A 14,437-nucleotide genomic window follows, 5' to 3' on the forward strand; every position below is an offset into this window, starting at 1 on the left:
TTATTAACCGCCGGCGGTTAACAAAGGCGCACAGCAGAGCAGGTGGTTCGGGATCTCCTGCGTACGAAACCCGATTTTGGGCGCTTGTTGACAGGACTTTTTTCACTTCTGACCGGTCGGGTTCTTCACCTAACGTGGATCGAGTAGCCAGGGTTTGCGTGCGAATCCGGCACCGGTGGCCTCGTTGACGCCCGAAAGGGATGTTGGCGGGGCCGTTGCCGCAGTCCACCCGAACACCCAATGTCCGATTCGGGACTCGCGTCGGCTGATGAATCCTTTTTGCCGTCATTGGGCAATAGTGTGAGGGCGAAGAGATTCTGTGGTCGATTGTGGAGGGACGAACATGAGTGCAACCAAACCCGTCGTCGTAGCGGTAGACGGTTCGGAATCGGCGTCGTCGGCTGTCGTCTGGGCGGCGAGGACCGCGGTGGCGCTCGGTCGACCGCTCCACATCGCGACGGTGGTGCACATCCCAGCCTTCTACTACTCCGAGCCTTACCTCGCCGAGAGCTTCAAGGACGAACTGCGGCGCACTGCCACCGCTCGTCTGGACAGCGCACAGATTCTCGCGCGGCAAAGCATCGACGACGACCTCGAGATCGTCACCGAACTACTCGACGGCAGCGTCTCCGATCGCCTGATCGAATTGTCCAAGGGCGCGTACATCATTGCGCTCGGCCCTCGCGGGCACGGCGAATTCACCGGATTGGTCGTCGGTTCTGCGACGGTCTCGGTTGTCTCGCACGGCGAATCTCCGGTTGCAGTTGTCCGAGGACGGACGCTCGACGGTCGACCGCCGACCGAGGGCCCCGTCGTCGTCGGTGTCGATGGATCCGAAAGCAGCATCGAGGCAGTCGAGCACGCTTTCGAGCAGGCCTCCGCGCGGGGCGCCACCTTGATCGCCGTCAACGTGTGGAGCGACGTGAGTGTGCAGCCCTCGTTGGGCGCCACCCCCGACGACCCACTGTGGAGCAGCATCCAGACGGGTGAGGAAGTTGTCCTCGCGGAGCAATTGGCCGGATTCACCGAGCGTTACCCGGACGTCGTCGTCGAAAGAGTCGTCGCGCGTGACCGTCCGGTCCGAGTCCTGAGCGAATATGCGGAGACGGCGCAGTTGATAGTCGTCGGCAGTCGCGGGCGCGGCGGATTCGCAGGAATGCTCCTCGGATCGACCAGTCGGGCGCTCCTGCACACCGCGGATTGCCCGGTTCTCATCGTCCGGCACGTCAACAAGTGAAGAGAATGCATTCCATGAGTTCTGAGTCCACCGTCTCCGGTACCGTTCGACGTGAGATGTCTTTTGGAGGGGTTCGATGACAACGCGGATATTCCTGGTCGACGATCACGAGATCGTCAGACGCGGATTGTTCGACCTACTCGGTGGGGTCGAGGACTTCGTGGTGGTGGGCGAGGCGGCGTCCGTGGGGGAAGCGCTGGCTGCGGTACCGCAGAGCAACGCCGACGTCGCTGTTCTGGACGTACGCTTGCCTGACGGCAACGGCGTCGAACTGTGCCGAGAACTCCGCTCGATGCTTCCCGACCTCCGCTGCCTGATGCTCACGTCGTACGCCGACGACGAGGCGTTGCTCGACGCGATCATGGCGGGCGCCTCGGGATTCGTCCTCAAGCAGATTCTCGGAACCGATCTGGTCGCTGCAGTCCGCACAGTCGGGCGCGGCGGTTCACTGCTCGACAGTCGTGCAACCGAGGCGCTGATGCAGCGGATCCGCAGCGACCGTACAGCTGATCCGTTGGCCGAACTTTCCGATCAGGAGCGAGCAGTCTTCGACCTCATCGGAGAGGGGCTCACCAACCGGGAGATCGGCGCGCGATTGTTCCTCGCGGAGAAGACGGTCAAGAACTACGTGACGCGTCTGCTCTCGAAGCTGGGCATGCAGCGTCGTACTCAGGCTGCGGTGCTGGCGACCGAAATCCGTAGCGGCAGTCGCTAGGATCTAACGACCGGATTTCGGTCGATTCGAGTTGGTGCGACCGAGCGGTACTCGCCAGAGCAGGCGTGCACCGTTCGGATCGTGATTGACGATCGTGCACGTACCGCCGCAATGTTCGGCGCGGCGCTCCAGATTGTGCAGTCCACTCTTGTGGAAATCGGAGGGGAGTCCGACGCCGTCGTCCTCGATCGTGATCGCAAATTCGACGTCCGCGGTGACAGCGATGGTGATGTGGCGTGCGTGTGCATGCCGAAGGACGTTGCTCAACCCCTCACGCAGCACGGCCTCGGCGTGCTGGTGGATCCCGGGATTCACCAGAGTGTCGATGGCGCCGGAGAATTGGACGCTCGGGGTCACAGCGGACTGTGCGGTGGCGTCGCCGATGACATCGAGGAGGCGTCGGCGCAGGCTCGACGAATCGGTGGCCGTCGGAGTCTGCAGATCGAAGATGGTTGTCCGAATCTCGCGGACTGTCTTGTCGAGCTGTTCGAGAGATCGTTTGACAATCGCGCGCGCCGACTCCGGGAGGGTCTCGTCCGGAAGCGTGCTCTGCAGGCTCATTCCGCTCGCGAACAGTCGCTGGATGACGTTGTCGTGCAGGTCTCGTGCGATGCGGTCGCGGTCGGCGAGAACGGACAACAGGCGTTGCGCCTTTTGTTTCTCGTCGAACTCGATTGCAACGGAGCCGAGTTCGGCCATCGACTCGATCCGGGTCAGTTCGTCGTGATCCCAGTGTGTGTTGGTGGAATTCGACGCCACGATGACCGCGCCGACTACACCCGAGGCGACGCACATCGGTGCCACGACCGCACTCCCAGCCGACGGCACCAGTTCGGTGAGTGCGCCTAAAGTGGTGAGTACCTGTAGCTTTCGAGTGCTCCGCACCACGTCGAACGGATAAGTGGTCTCCGGGATTCTGACTCCACGTGACGTGGTCCGGGCGCTGGCCGCGGCGTGAACCTGTGCGTAGCCGTTCTCGCAGATCACCACGATCACGTCGTCGACGCCGGTCAGGTCCCGAACGCGACTGGCAAGAAGTTGCAGGCCGTCCTCGAGCGAGTCACCGGCCAGCAACCGCGAGCGGATGGCAGATGTTGCGGTGAGCCATCTTTCACGAGTTCGTGACTGCTCGAACAGTCGGGCGTTTTCCACAGCGATACCGGCTGCGATGGCGAGGGCTTCGAGAATGACCTCGTCTTCTTGGGTGAACTCGGCCTGTCCCCGTTTCTCGGTCAGGTAGATGCTTCCGAACACCTTTCCCCGCATCATGATCGGCGCTCCGAGGAAGCTCTCCATCGGTGGATGATTTGCGGGGAATCCCACCGATTCGGGATGGTCGCCGAGATGGGCCACACGCAAAGTCTGCGGGTGATTCATCAGAACACCCAGCACGCCATGACCTTCGGGGAAATGTCCCATGGTCGCGCGTTGGGACCCGGAGATTCCCTCGTACACGAATTCCGAGAGCCCGCCCCCCGGCGCCGCGACCCCCAGGGCGCCGTAGCGGCAATCCAGAACCGTTGTCGCAGAGGTGATGATCCGTTGAAGCGTCAGGTCGAGGTCCAGGCCGGAGCCGACCACCAGGACCGCCTCGAGCAGGCGGTGGAGTGTCGGTATGTCGGCATTGGAATCGCCCAGGCGGTCGAGCAACTCGCCGAACGTACGTGCCGGACTGTGACCCGAAGCTTCGACCATGGTCGAAGCATATCGCCTCACCGAACGTCAGCTCTCCTGGCGGCGACCTTCCCACCACGACGACCAGTGATGCTTGATCTCGTCGAACTCGTCATCGCTCAGGTCGTAGGTGGTCAGCAGGATGGACATGCCTCCGTCGGGCCGCTGCGCCGTCACCGACTGGGTGGCGACAGACAGCAGGCCAGGGCCGAGATCCTCGACTGTCAACCCGAATTGGTGGTCGGTGACGTAGTCGACGACGCCTTCGAAATAGTCGCCGGGAGCGATTGTCACCGCGTACCGACTTCCCGCTTCCAATTCGATTTCGGTGAGCCCGAGGACGCTTGCCACGTTCTCACCGGGGAGCAGAAGGCCGTCGAGATAAATGGTTCCACGCTCGGCCAGTCCGTGGTGCTCCACTGCGAATCTGAGCAGCTGGAGGAATGTCGTCCAGCCCTCGGTGATGTCGTCGTACCAGTCGTCGTCGGCAGATTTGGCCGGTCGGTCGATGCGGACGACCGTCTTGCCGTCCTGTTCGCGAAGTGAGAAACGGTCGCCGTTTCCGAGTTTCAGCGTCAACGCTTCGGGGTCGGCCTCAGCGGTGGAGTAGATCTGGGTGATTTCGTCGTCGAGTCCGTCGTACTCCCAGCCGAACCAACGTCGAATCAGCGACGGGTCGCGCAGCGCGGGCCAGAGTACGGACGGGGCTGCGACGATGGACACTTCGATCACGGTTTCGCTCACGCGGAAGACGCTACCGATTTCAGCCCTTCATGGCGACGGTCAGTAGAAATGCAACGTCTTCGAGCGCTTCGACGCTGTGCCGGTCGGCCGGGACGGTCAGGAAATCACCCGTGGATCCTTTCCACTGGTCGCTCCCACATACAAGATTCAGCTTCCCGCTCAGGACCAACAACGTGGCTTCGCCCGGACTGTCGTGTTCGGCGAGGCTCTTGCCGGCGCTCAGCGCGATCACCGTCTGTCGCAGGCTGCGCTGGTGGCCACCGTAGACGGTTTGTGAACTGCGACCGCTGGTCGCCGAGCCCGCCAGTTTCAACTGTTGGCGAGCGAGAGCGGTCAGTGACTTCTTGTCCATCGAAGACCTCTCGGAAGCGGTGAATGTCCTTCTTGGAGTATGACCGACTCACTCGCGAGGTGCCTCGTTATCGGCGGAAGTCGGTCAGCGCGTGTACTCCAACCAGCGGAAGCGCAGGCCGCTCTTCTCCGAGGTCTGCCAGGGCTCGTCGGATTTCAGGTTCCATTCGGGGCCGATCTCGGGAGCAAAAGCATCACCGGCGATGTCGAGGTCGATCTCGGTCACCAGTAGATGCGTCGCGAATGGCAGTGCAGCCGAATAAATTTGCCCGCCACCGACGACGAAGACGTCACCGTCCGGCAACGCCAGGGCGTCGTCCAGACTGCGGACCACCTCGGCGCCTTCGGCGTGCCATTGCGGATCGCGTGTGACGACGATGTTCCGACGCCCGCTGAACGGACGGAACTTCGATGGAATGGAGTCCCAGGTGCGCCGCCCCATGATTACCGGATGGCCCATGGTGACGCGTTTGAAGTAAGCCATGTCCTCGGACACGCGCCACGGGATCGAGTTGTCGGCGCCGATGACGCCGCCGTGGGCCTGCGCCCAGATGAGGGTGACTGTGCGATCGGTCATCGTCAGACCGCTACCGGGGCTTTGATCGCGGGGTGGTGCTGGTAGTCGACGATCTCCACGTCCTCGAAGGTGTAGTCGAAGATGGAGTCGCGCTTGTTCAGCTTCAGGGTCGGCAACGGCAGCGGTTCGCGGCCGAGCTGCTCGGTCACCTGGTCGACGTGATTGTCGTAGATGTGGCAGTCGCCGCCGGTCCAGACGAACTCGCCGACGTCGAGTCCGGCCTGCTGGGCCATCATGTGGGTGAGCAGCGCGTAGCTGGCGATGTTGAACGGAACGCCGAGGAACATGTCGGCGCTGCGCTGGTACAGCTGGCAGGAGAGCTTGCCGTCGGCGACGTAGAACTGGAAGAAAGCGTGGCACGGCGCCAGGGCCATCTGTGGAATGTCGGCGACGTTCCACGCCGAAACGATGATCCGCCGCGAATCGGGGTTGGAGCGCAGGGTCTCGACGGTCTGCGTGATCTGGTCGATGTGCTCGCCCGAAGGGGTGGGCCAGCTACGCCACTGGACGCCGTAGACGGGGCCGAGTTCACCGTTCTCGTCGGCCCACTCGTCCCAGATGGAGACGCCGTGCTCGTGCAGCCACGCCACGTTGGAGTCGCCGCGCAGGAACCACAGGAGTTCGTTGACTATCGACTTGAGGTGGACCTTCTTGGTGGTGACGAGCGGAAAGCCGTCGGCAAGATCGAAACGCATCTGGTGACCGAAGATGCTGCGGGTGCCGGTTCCGGTTCGATCGGATTTGGCGGTACCCGTCTCCATGACGAGCCGGAGGAGGTCTTCGTAAGCAGTGGAGACAGTCACGGGAATCAGTCTAGGGCCTGCCCTGCTGTGCGCCTTTATTAACCTCCGGCGGTTAATAAAGGCGCACGGCAATATAGCCTCGGCACATGCGCGAACTCTTGGTGATCGGTATCGGTGCTGGTGATCCCGACCAGGTGACGGTTCAGGCGATCAAGGCCATGAACAGGGCCGATACCTTCTTCATCATCGGAAAGGGTGACGAGAAGCAGGCTCTGGTCGACTTGCGCACCGGCATTCTCGACGAGCACGTTCACCTCGACTACAAGGTGGTCGAGATCACGGACCCGCCGCGGGACCGAGCCCCCACCGATTACGAGGGAGTCGTCGAGGACTGGCACGAGCGTCGGGCCGCGAAATTCGAAGCGGAATTCGCGGCCGAACCTGGCGTCGGCGCGATTCTCGTCTGGGGTGACCCTTCCCTCTACGACAGCACTCTGCGGATCGTCGAGCGCGTGCTCGCTCGCGGGAGAGTTTCGTTCGACTACTCCGTCATCCCGGGAATCACCAGCGTGCAGTCGCTGGCTGCACAACACCGGATCGTCCTGAACCGAATCGGCGAACCCATCCACATCACGACCGGCCGCAAACTGGCCGAGGGATTGCCCGACGGCGTGGACAATGCCGTCGTGATGCTCGACGCGCATTGCACCTTCACTCAGGTAAGCGAAAACGACGCCGAGATCTGGTGGGGCGCGTACCTCGGGACCCCGGACGAGGAGTTGATTTCCGGCAAACTGCGTGACGTCGAAGATCGGATCGTCGCTCGCCGGGCGGAGTTGCGTGAGAAGCACGGTTGGATCATGGATACGTACCTCGTTCGGCGCTGACAACCGACCCTGAATTTGCCGCCTCGATCCTGCACTCTTGGTCCCGAACGACGGTCCGCGCACCTATGATCTGCGCATGACATCGTTCGGGCAGGACCGACTGCAGTCGATTCTGCCCGCGCCGCGTGGCCGTGAAAAATCAGCTGTGAAGTCGGCTTTCGGCCTTCTGGTTCAGTGGTATCGGCGTCCTGATCAATTCGACAGTTTCAATCGATACCTCGCCACGAAGGGCCTGGAGCTAGCTGTCCGATTGCTGGTTATCGGCTCGCTGACGACGGTCATCATTGCGATGACTCTGCTGCGCTTCAGCGACGCGGGCGTGCACAACCACGTCACCAGCGTCGTCAACGCCGTTATCATCGCCGTCACGATTGCGGTGATCGTGCTCTTCTGCCTTCTGCCCGAAATCACGCGCCGGTGGTCGTACTTCTTTGTCGCCTACTGCGAGGTCGGCGTATTCGTCGGTGTGTTCTTGAACAACGACCCTTTCATCGGGTTGATCCAGTGTGTGCTCTGCGTACTGATCGGTGGTTACATCGCGTACTTTCACAACGCGAGACTCCAGGCGATCCACATCGCGCTGTCCATCGTGATTCTCGCAGTGGTCGGCCGAAAGGTCGCGGTCTACGCGGATCCTGCGTTGGCCACCGCACTGTGTCTGATCATCGCCACCGGGATCGTGGTCATCCCGTTCGCCTGCCAGTTCGTCCTCTCACTTCTCGGCTCCGACGCGGACAGTTCGGATGTGGATCCGTTGACAGGGCTTCTGAATCGGCGCGGGCTGCAGCGAGCTGTTGTCGAAATGGGGGCGACGGGGCATGCGTCGAGCAAGTCGTCGTATGTCGTCGCGATTGTCGATGTCGATTCGTTCAAGAGCGTCAACGACTCACAGGGGCACGAAGAAGGCGATCTCGTACTTCGCCAGATTGCTGATCGACTGCGGTGGTGCGGCGGCGAGAAGGCGCTCTTCGCCAGATTCGGTGGGGACGAGTTCGTGTTGGTAGACACGATAGACGTCGGCGCAGCGCCTGCGTTCGAAGACAATCTGCGAAGGCACTTGCGAATCGACGATCGTGATCCGGTAGTGACCACCAGCGTCGGAGTCGCGATCACCTCTGCCGAATGGTCGTCGATTATTTCCGACGAGGAGTTGACGGAACTGTTTCGAGTAGCCGATGCCTCGATGTACCGCGCGAAGGCCGCCGGCGGCGATCGGGTTGTGATGTGGGACGGCAAACAGTGAAAATTGTCTGATTGCGGGGAGTTGACTGGATTACCCTGACCCTATGGAATCTGCCGAGAGTGTTGAGCGTTCGGACGCCGTGGCGTCTCGACGACCGCTCTCGGGTCCCGCGTTCCGGCTGATCTCTTCTCAACTTGTCGATTGGTATCGGCGTCCGGACCAATTCGACACCTTCAATCGCTATCTCGCGGACAAAGGGTTGACCGTCGCCTCGCGGTTTCTCGTCGTCTGCTCGTTGGTGCTGGTCACCGTGATCATGTTCCTCACTCGCTTCAGTCCACAGGGACCGACCACTTCGCACGCGCGCACCGCGAACGCAGTCATCATGGTCATAACCGTGATGATGGCCGTCGCCCTCTCGACGAGGCGCAATCTCTCCCGTTCCTGGTCTTACGCCTTTGTGCTCTACTCGGAAGTGGGAATAGCGGCCGCAATGCTGCTGTACTCCAATCCACTTGCAGCACTGGCACACGCCGTGATGTTCTCGGTGATCGGCGGATACATCGCGTTCTTCCACAATGCTCGAATACAGAGCCTTCACATGTTGTGGGTACTCGTCGTGGTCATCGGCATCGTGACACGTACGGCGGTGGTCGAAAACGATGTGGATGCTCCGGTTCTGGTCGCGTTGGTAGTACTGGTCGGCGCGGCAATCTACGTGATTCCCTTTGCCTGTCAGTTCATTTTCTCCATCCTCGGCACCGACGCGTTGAACTCGCAATTGGACCCACTGACCGGACTGCTCAACAGGAGGGGACTGGCCGACGAAGTGCGACTGTTGCTGGAGCGGTCGTACACGCACTCGGCGCTCTTGGTAGTCGCCGCCGTCGACATCAATCGATTCAAGGCCATCAACGACGAGTACGGACATACCGTCGGTGACGCCGTGATCGAAAAAGTCGGATCGAGACTGGTCGAATGCGCCGGCCCGGCGGCCTTGATCGCACGGATAGGCGGCGACGAGTTCGTCATCGTCGATTCGGTCGATCAACGCTCGTTCCATCGACTCGAACATGAGCTACTCCGTTCGACGATCACCTCGCCCGATCATCCCGAGGTGGCGATGAGCGTCGGAATCGCGAAGATCGCAGGGCCCTTCGAATCAGCGGATGATGCGCTGGTCACCTACCCGACTCTGCTGCGGCGAGCGGATCGGGCGATGTACTCCGCGAAGGCACGCGGTGGGCATTCGGTGGTGCTGCAGACGGAAACGGACTGAGCGCGCTGTGAGTGTCCGTGGTCGGCGTTAGTCTGTTGCCATGCCTGAACTACCCGAGGTGGAAGCGCTGGCAGGGTTCCTTCGTCAGCACGCGGTCGGCGCAGTGGTGGGACGCGTCGACATCGCTGCATTGAGTGTGCTCAAGACCTTCGATCCGCCGATCACCGCTCTGCAGGGGCGTGACGTCACGGGCGCCGCCCGCTTCGGGAAGCATCTGGCTCTGGATTGCGACGGGTTGTGGTTGGTCACGCATCTCTCCCGTGCCGGCTGGATGCGCTGGCTGGACAATCCATCGGCGACGCCGCCGAAGCCGGGGAAGGGGCCGTTGGCGCTGCGCGTTCATTTCTTCACACCCGAAGGGTTGACGCCGGCATTCGATCTCACCGAAGCCGGCACCAAGAAACGCCTCGCCGTCTGGGTCGTGAACGATCCGCAGGAGGTTCCGGGCATCGCCCGGTTGGGGCCGGACGCGATGGCCGTGACCGAAGCCGAGTTCGCACAGATTCTGGGCGGAACGTCGGCGCGGATCAAGAACTCGATAGTCGAGCAGTCGTTGATCGCCGGTATCGGGAACGCCTACTCGGACGAGATCCTCCACACCGCGAAACTCTCGCCTTTCGCGACCTCGTCGCGGCTGACGCGGGATCAGATTTCGACGTTGTATGCCGTGATGCGATCTACGCTGGCCGACGCGATCGAGCGTTCGGAAGGTCAGGACGCGGCCCGGCTCAAAGGTGAGAAACGCTCGGGGATGCGAGTGCATGCTCGTACCGGACTTCCGTGCCCGGTGTGCGGTGACGTCGTACGCGAAGTGTCGTTCGCGGAGCGCTCTTTTCAATACTGCGCGACGTGCCAGACCGGCGGTAAACCGTTGGCGGACAGGCGAATGTCGAAACTGCTCAAGTAGCGAACTGCGCTGCGAGTAGTTCGACGAACTCGCGGGCGAGCGCCGACGAATGGGTGGGTTCGGTGATTGCGTGGACGATCCGATGCGGCGCATCGGTGATCGGAATACAGACCAATTCGGGGTGCAGGGCGCTCATGGACTGGGGGAGCAAACCTACGCCCAGGCCGTTGGCGGTCAGTGAACAGATCAGGTCTACCGAGTTGGCTTCAAGTGTTTTTCCCCGAGGGACCTGTGATTCGGCGAAGGCTTGGTCGGTTTGGACACGGGCCTCGCTGCCGGAGGCGAAGTCCACGAGAGTGTGATCGCGTAGGTCTTCGAGCCTGATCGACGAAGCCTGGGCGAAGGGATGGTCAGGAGCAACGAACGCTGCGGTGGGTTCACTCCACAGCGGTGCGGCGGCAAAGCTCTTGGGTAGGCGACCTGCGGCCAATCCGACAATGCCGACGTCGATTGCACCGGACCGGACTCCCTCGATAACTACTTCACTGCCGTACGGTCGCGCGGTGATGTTGATTGCAGGGTGGCGCCGTGTCAGATCTGCCAGCGCGCGTCCGACGTCGACGCGCCCCGCCGAGGTGATGGTGCCGACCGTCAACCGCACTTGCTCGTTGCTCCGTGCGGAGACATCACTGACGAGTCTCGACACGGCGCCGAGTACCTCGCGGGAGCGGGCGACAAAAACCTCGCCTGCAGCAGTCAGGCCGACGTTTCGGCTGTTCCGGTTGAACAATTCGACTCCCAGTTCCTTTTCGAGGTCTCTGATCTGGGCACTCAAGGCGGACTGGGAAACGTGCAACCGCGACGCTGCTCGGCTGAAGTGTCTGTCTTCCGCGACTGCCAGGGCGTAGCGGATGTGACGTAGTTCCATCGCACCAATCTATCGTTTCTGGAGATAGATCATGCATATCTATCTATTGGACGCGCGTCGGTGTAGGCGGTCATGCTTGACGACATGATTTCAAGCGACGCGCGTCCGAGGCTCGGACTACCGATAGTGCTGCTGATGGCTGCGGCGACGGGCCTGTGCGCGGGCGGTAACTATTTCAACCAGCCACTCCTCGATTCCATCGCAGATCACCTGAATGTGTCGGCCTCCGCAGCGGCCGCGACGGTGACCATCGCGCAGGTCGCGTATGCACTCGGATTGATACTTCTGGTTCCGGTGGGCGACATGGTGGACCGACGCAAGCTGACGGTAGGGCTCATGCTGCTGGCGGCGACCGGTCAAGCGGTCAGCGGATTTGCGCCCAACTTTGCCACGCTGGCAGTGGGAATCGCTGTCGCTGGCGTCTTTTCGGTCGCCGCCCAGGTGCTCATTCCGTTTGCCGCCTCGCTGGCCGAACCTGAGAGGTCCGGTCAGGTGGTCGGCACGATCATGAGCGGACTGCTGATCGGAATCCTGCTGGCGCGCAGCGTTGCCGGTGTCCTCTCCGGACTGGGAGGTTGGTCGACGGTATACAAGGTTGCGGCGGTGCTGATGGTGGTGATGGCCGTGGCATTGTGGCGATCTCTGCCTTCCGATTCCGCAGATCGCCCGAAGGCAAGCTACCGCGCAACGCTCGCTTCGGTAGGGAAGTTGGCTGCGACCTTGCCGCGCCTGAGAACCCGATCGGCCATGGGCGGACTGGCTTTTGCTGCTGTCAGCACCGTCTTCACGACGATGGCCTTTCTTCTGTCCGGCGAATTCGGCTACAGCGACACTCAAATCGGCTTGGTCGGACTACTCGGTGTGGCGGGAGCTTTGATGGCGACGGTGGCGGGCAGACTGGCCGATCGGGGATTGGGTCAGCTGGCGACCGGCGGCGCCATCGCGATTCTCTTGGTGTCGTGGCTTCCCTTTGTCGCCGGTGCCACCCACGTGGTGTGGTTTCTCGTTGCCATCGTCCTTGCCGACCTCGCGCTGCAGGGAGTGCACGTCAGCAACCAGAACGTGATCTACGCCCTTGTCCCCGAAGCACGTTCGCGTGTGAATTCCGTGTACATGACCACCTACTTCGTCGGTGCTGCCGTGGGCTCGGCGGTGGGGTCAGTGGTGTGGAAGTCGTACGGCTGGAACGGAGTATGCATCGCCGGGTTGGTCTTCTCCGTTGCAACGGCGATGGTGTGGGTGCATGATCGCCGACTGGAGACGGCTGAACTGCGAATCCCGGAATCCCCTGTTGCAGTGGGGTAGGCACCCACACCTTCTCGGCTCCAGCACCTTTCAGATTTCGGCACCGTCCACCAGGATCTTGCCGACGCGTTCGGGATAGAACGACACGTGGTCGTCGATCCCGGACGCTTCGGCGGTAGTGAACGGATAGAACCACGCCAGATCCTCGATCGGAGCGAGTTCGGTTGTGCCGGTGAACGACAGATACGACGCAGTGCCCTTGTAGGGGCAGGCCGTGGTGGTCGGGGACGGCGCAAAGTACTCGCTGCGAACGTCGATTCTCGGAATGTAGTACCGCGTGGGCAGTCCGGTTTCGAAGAGCAGTCTGGGTCGTCTCGTCTCGGCGACCAGTACGTCGCCGACAAAGACCTGGACGTGGCGGGACGAGGGGAGTGCGTCGATACGTACGTATGGATCGCGGGCGTGGACAAAGACCTGTTGATCCTCCTCGTACCAGGCGTCCATGCGATCCCAATAGAATGCGACGTACTCACTCAGATCCAGGGAACCGTCGAACTGTTCAGGGTAGGTCCAGACGGCGTCCTCGGCCCGGCGATCCCCGATCTCGATCGTCCAGTAGGTGGCGTCACCTTTCCATGGGCAATGGGTGGTCGTCGACGTCGGGACGAGGAATTCGGTACGAACGTCCGCGAGGGGGATGTAGTACATCGGCAGGCGGCCGCGTTCGAAAAGGTATACCGAACGAGTGGTGTCTGCGACGGCGTGACCAGCGAAGAAGGCTCGAATTCGGCGGGGGTTCGGCTCCAGTGCGATCCGCCCGTTGGAAGCTGTGATCTGTGTGTCTTCTGCGTGAGTCAGTGCTGTGGACATTCGCGAATGCTCCTGAGATCGGCAGGGTGGTCCTTCCCATCCTGCGCCCGGCAGCAGTTATTTGACAGGTTGGAGTCGAAATACGCGGATCTGGCGCCCGAATGCTCGATCGGCGTAGGTTTCGTACGGCGGCCACGTGGTGGTCGCGAGCTCCCACAGTTTCTTACGCGTGGCGCCCTCCGCCAGACTCGCACCGACCGGTATTTCGACGCCCTTCACTGTCACGATCGCGGTGGGGTTTGCCATCAAATTGAGTGTCCATGCTGGATGCGTATCCTGCCCCCAGTTCGAACCGACGACGACAAACGCATCGCCGTCGGGTGCGTACAGGAGTGGCGTGGTTCGAGAACGGCCGGTCTTACGGCCCGTCGTGGTGAGCAGTAGCTGAGTCACGGTGTTCTCTCCGACCAGCGAGAGCTTGCCTCCCGACACTCTCTGCACTGCTCGATCGAGCGGAACCAGATCCTTGCCGAGATCCGAGAACCATTGTGTATGGCCGACATTGCGCATCAATGACCGGTAGATATTGCGCATCGGACCCCTCGCATTCTCGGCACTGTTTCGAGGCTGGTGCACCTCGACTCGGAAGAGTCTGCCACGTCAGGTCACAGATACCTGAGTCCCAAGGTCCCGAAAGGAATGAAGCGGTTAGCCGAATTCGGTTTTGGTGGAGTGGAATTGGAGCATACCGCCGAAACCGTTCGTTTGTGCGCGTTGGACGGTCGTTGGAAGATCAACCCTCCGAGGTCAAGACATCAGGCTCTAGCCACTCGACGCCGAGCAGTTCGGACAGCGACCGCAGACCGGATCGATCACCACCTTTCAGACCTGTGACCGAATTGAGATTGCGCAACATGACCGTGGCGACGTCCTCTTCCTTGGTGCCCACGCCGAAGGGTATGACCCACGGGCACGTCTGGTAGTCGCGATGCGACCGACCGAACGTCTGTTCTGCCGCGATCCCTGAGTAGCGCGGTTGATGAAAGATTCCCGTCCGTGGCAACGGGGACGCGTGAGTGCCGTCCGGGAGTGCTTCGTTGGCGTGGAGCGAGATCGAGGTCGTGACATTGAAGACGATGACCGGTGCGTCCCCGCGTTGAAACCGCAGACGTTGACCCTCCTTGTCCGGCACCGCACCGAACAGTTTTGCCACCGAG

General features: G+C 61.7%; 15 protein-coding genes and 1 pseudogene. 7 read left to right on the forward strand and 9 right to left on the reverse strand.

Features of this window, described 5'->3' with window-relative positions:
* Window positions 1-343 precede the first annotated feature (343 nt).
* Together A2J01_RS02075 and A2J01_RS02080 are read left to right on the forward strand one after the other, a co-directional pair.
* The gene (locus A2J01_RS02075) at window positions 344-1,237 is read left to right on the forward strand and encodes a universal stress protein (protein ID WP_003946389.1); all 894 of its coding nucleotides are present in this window, start codon (window positions 344-346) and stop codon (window positions 1,235-1,237) included.
* 76 nt (window positions 1,238-1,313) lie between these two features.
* Complete coding sequence (locus A2J01_RS02080) at window positions 1,314-1,952, forward strand: response regulator (protein ID WP_003946380.1); 639 nt, start codon at window positions 1,314-1,316, stop codon at window positions 1,950-1,952.
* 3 nt (window positions 1,953-1,955) lie between these two features.
* Here the strand turns inward: A2J01_RS02080 and A2J01_RS02085 are convergent, their stop codons facing one another.
* The 5 genes from A2J01_RS02085 to A2J01_RS02105 all read right to left on the reverse strand — a co-directional run bounded on the left by A2J01_RS02085 (window position 1,956) and on the right by A2J01_RS02105 (window position 6,101).
* Complete coding sequence (locus tag A2J01_RS02085) at window positions 1,956-3,647, reverse strand: GAF domain-containing sensor histidine kinase (protein ID WP_064111744.1); 1,692 nt, start codon at window positions 3,645-3,647, stop codon at window positions 1,956-1,958.
* A gap of 27 nt (window positions 3,648-3,674) precedes the next feature.
* The gene (locus tag A2J01_RS02090) at window positions 3,675-4,370 is read right to left on the reverse strand and encodes a hypothetical protein (RefSeq protein WP_064111746.1); all 696 of its coding nucleotides are present in this window, start codon (window positions 4,368-4,370) and stop codon (window positions 3,675-3,677) included.
* Window positions 4,371-4,389: 19 nt separating this feature from the next.
* Window positions 4,390-4,722, reverse strand: coding sequence for a cupin domain-containing protein (locus tag A2J01_RS02095; RefSeq protein ID WP_003946336.1), 333 nt, complete (start codon window positions 4,720-4,722; stop codon window positions 4,390-4,392).
* Between the two features lie 84 nt (window positions 4,723-4,806).
* Window positions 4,807-5,298, reverse strand: coding sequence for a dihydrofolate reductase (locus A2J01_RS02100; RefSeq protein WP_003946393.1), 492 nt, complete (start codon window positions 5,296-5,298; stop codon window positions 4,807-4,809).
* A 2-nt stretch (window positions 5,299-5,300) separates the two neighbouring features.
* Entirely contained in the window at window positions 5,301-6,101 is an 801-nt protein-coding gene (locus A2J01_RS02105; RefSeq protein ID WP_003946427.1) for a thymidylate synthase, read from the reverse strand.
* An 86-nt stretch (window positions 6,102-6,187) separates the two neighbouring features.
* Here A2J01_RS02105 and cobF point away from each other — a divergent pair, with 86 nt between their 5' ends.
* The 4 genes from cobF to A2J01_RS02125 all read left to right on the forward strand — a co-directional run bounded on the left by cobF (window position 6,188) and on the right by A2J01_RS02125 (window position 10,297).
* Window positions 6,188-6,928 (forward strand): precorrin-6A synthase (deacetylating), encoded by a 741-nt coding sequence (gene cobF, locus A2J01_RS02110; protein WP_064111748.1) that lies wholly within the window; start codon window positions 6,188-6,190, stop codon window positions 6,926-6,928.
* 76 nt (window positions 6,929-7,004) lie between these two features.
* The gene (locus A2J01_RS02115; RefSeq protein WP_231915680.1) at window positions 7,005-8,171 is read left to right on the forward strand and encodes a GGDEF domain-containing protein; all 1,167 of its coding nucleotides are present in this window, start codon (window positions 7,005-7,007) and stop codon (window positions 8,169-8,171) included.
* Between the two features lie 43 nt (window positions 8,172-8,214).
* Window positions 8,215-9,390, forward strand: coding sequence for a GGDEF domain-containing protein (locus A2J01_RS02120; RefSeq protein WP_007727655.1), 1,176 nt, complete (start codon window positions 8,215-8,217; stop codon window positions 9,388-9,390).
* 40 nt (window positions 9,391-9,430) lie between these two features.
* The gene (locus tag A2J01_RS02125) at window positions 9,431-10,297 is read left to right on the forward strand and encodes an Fpg/Nei family DNA glycosylase (RefSeq protein ID WP_050655571.1); all 867 of its coding nucleotides are present in this window, start codon (window positions 9,431-9,433) and stop codon (window positions 10,295-10,297) included.
* On the opposite strand, the gene A2J01_RS02130 is transcribed toward A2J01_RS02125, so the two are convergent.
* On the reverse strand, window positions 10,290-11,165 hold the full coding sequence (locus A2J01_RS02130; protein WP_007727651.1) for a LysR family transcriptional regulator: 876 nt from the start codon (window positions 11,163-11,165) through the stop codon (window positions 10,290-10,292). The two genes, A2J01_RS02125 and A2J01_RS02130, sit on opposite strands and share 8 nt — an antisense overlap.
* 72 nt (window positions 11,166-11,237) lie before the next feature.
* Here A2J01_RS02130 and A2J01_RS02135 point away from each other — a divergent pair, with 72 nt between their 5' ends.
* On the forward strand, window positions 11,238-12,470 hold the full coding sequence (locus tag A2J01_RS02135; protein ID WP_042921334.1) for an MFS transporter: 1,233 nt from the start codon (window positions 11,238-11,240) through the stop codon (window positions 12,468-12,470).
* A 30-nt stretch (window positions 12,471-12,500) separates the two neighbouring features.
* Here the strand turns inward: A2J01_RS02135 and A2J01_RS02140 are convergent, their stop codons facing one another.
* The 3 genes and pseudogenes from A2J01_RS02140 to A2J01_RS02150 all read right to left on the reverse strand — a co-directional run.
* The gene (locus A2J01_RS02140; RefSeq protein ID WP_047272578.1) at window positions 12,501-13,280 is read right to left on the reverse strand and encodes a DUF427 domain-containing protein; all 780 of its coding nucleotides are present in this window, start codon (window positions 13,278-13,280) and stop codon (window positions 12,501-12,503) included.
* A 57-nt stretch (window positions 13,281-13,337) separates the two neighbouring features.
* On the reverse strand, window positions 13,338-13,814 hold the full coding sequence (locus tag A2J01_RS02145) for a nitroreductase/quinone reductase family protein (protein ID WP_003946395.1): 477 nt from the start codon (window positions 13,812-13,814) through the stop codon (window positions 13,338-13,340).
* Window positions 13,815-14,013: 199 nt separating this feature from the next.
* A pseudogene (locus A2J01_RS02150) lies at window positions 14,014-14,437 on the reverse strand (DEAD/DEAH box helicase); the annotation flags it as partial.

The sequence above is a fragment of the Rhodococcus sp. EPR-134 genome (genome assembly GCF_001647205.1).
GTDB classification, from domain to species: domain Bacteria; phylum Actinomycetota; class Actinomycetes; order Mycobacteriales; family Mycobacteriaceae; genus Rhodococcus_F; species Rhodococcus_F qingshengii.

What these genes read in the sequence shown, in the direction of transcription:
- A2J01_RS02075 (WP_003946389.1), top strand. Translation starts at nt 344, where the DNA reads ATGAGTGCAACCAAACCCGTCGTCGTAGCGGTAGACGGTTCGGAATCG.
- A2J01_RS02080 (WP_003946380.1), top strand. Translation starts at nt 1,314, where the DNA reads ATGACAACGCGGATATTCCTGGTCGACGATCACGAGATCGTCAGACGC.
- A2J01_RS02085 (WP_064111744.1), bottom strand. Translation starts at nt 3,647, where the DNA reads ATGGTCGAAGCTTCGGGTCACAGTCCGGCACGTACGTTCGGCGAGTTG.
- A2J01_RS02095 (WP_003946336.1), bottom strand. Translation starts at nt 4,722, where the DNA reads ATGGACAAGAAGTCACTGACCGCTCTCGCTCGCCAACAGTTGAAACTG.
- A2J01_RS02100 (WP_003946393.1), bottom strand. Translation starts at nt 5,298, where the DNA reads ATGACCGATCGCACAGTCACCCTCATCTGGGCGCAGGCCCACGGCGGC.
- cobF (WP_064111748.1), top strand. Translation starts at nt 6,188, where the DNA reads ATGCGCGAACTCTTGGTGATCGGTATCGGTGCTGGTGATCCCGACCAG.
- A2J01_RS02115 (WP_231915680.1), top strand. Translation starts at nt 7,005, where the DNA reads ATGACATCGTTCGGGCAGGACCGACTGCAGTCGATTCTGCCCGCGCCG.
- A2J01_RS02120 (WP_007727655.1), top strand. Translation starts at nt 8,215, where the DNA reads ATGGAATCTGCCGAGAGTGTTGAGCGTTCGGACGCCGTGGCGTCTCGA.
- A2J01_RS02125 (WP_050655571.1), top strand. Translation starts at nt 9,431, where the DNA reads ATGCCTGAACTACCCGAGGTGGAAGCGCTGGCAGGGTTCCTTCGTCAG.
- A2J01_RS02130 (WP_007727651.1), bottom strand. Translation starts at nt 11,165, where the DNA reads ATGGAACTACGTCACATCCGCTACGCCCTGGCAGTCGCGGAAGACAGA.
- A2J01_RS02135 (WP_042921334.1), top strand. Translation starts at nt 11,238, where the DNA reads ATGCTTGACGACATGATTTCAAGCGACGCGCGTCCGAGGCTCGGACTA.
- A2J01_RS02140 (WP_047272578.1), bottom strand. Translation starts at nt 13,280, where the DNA reads ATGTCCACAGCACTGACTCACGCAGAAGACACACAGATCACAGCTTCC.
- A2J01_RS02145 (WP_003946395.1), bottom strand. Translation starts at nt 13,814, where the DNA reads ATGCGCAATATCTACCGGTCATTGATGCGCAATGTCGGCCATACACAA.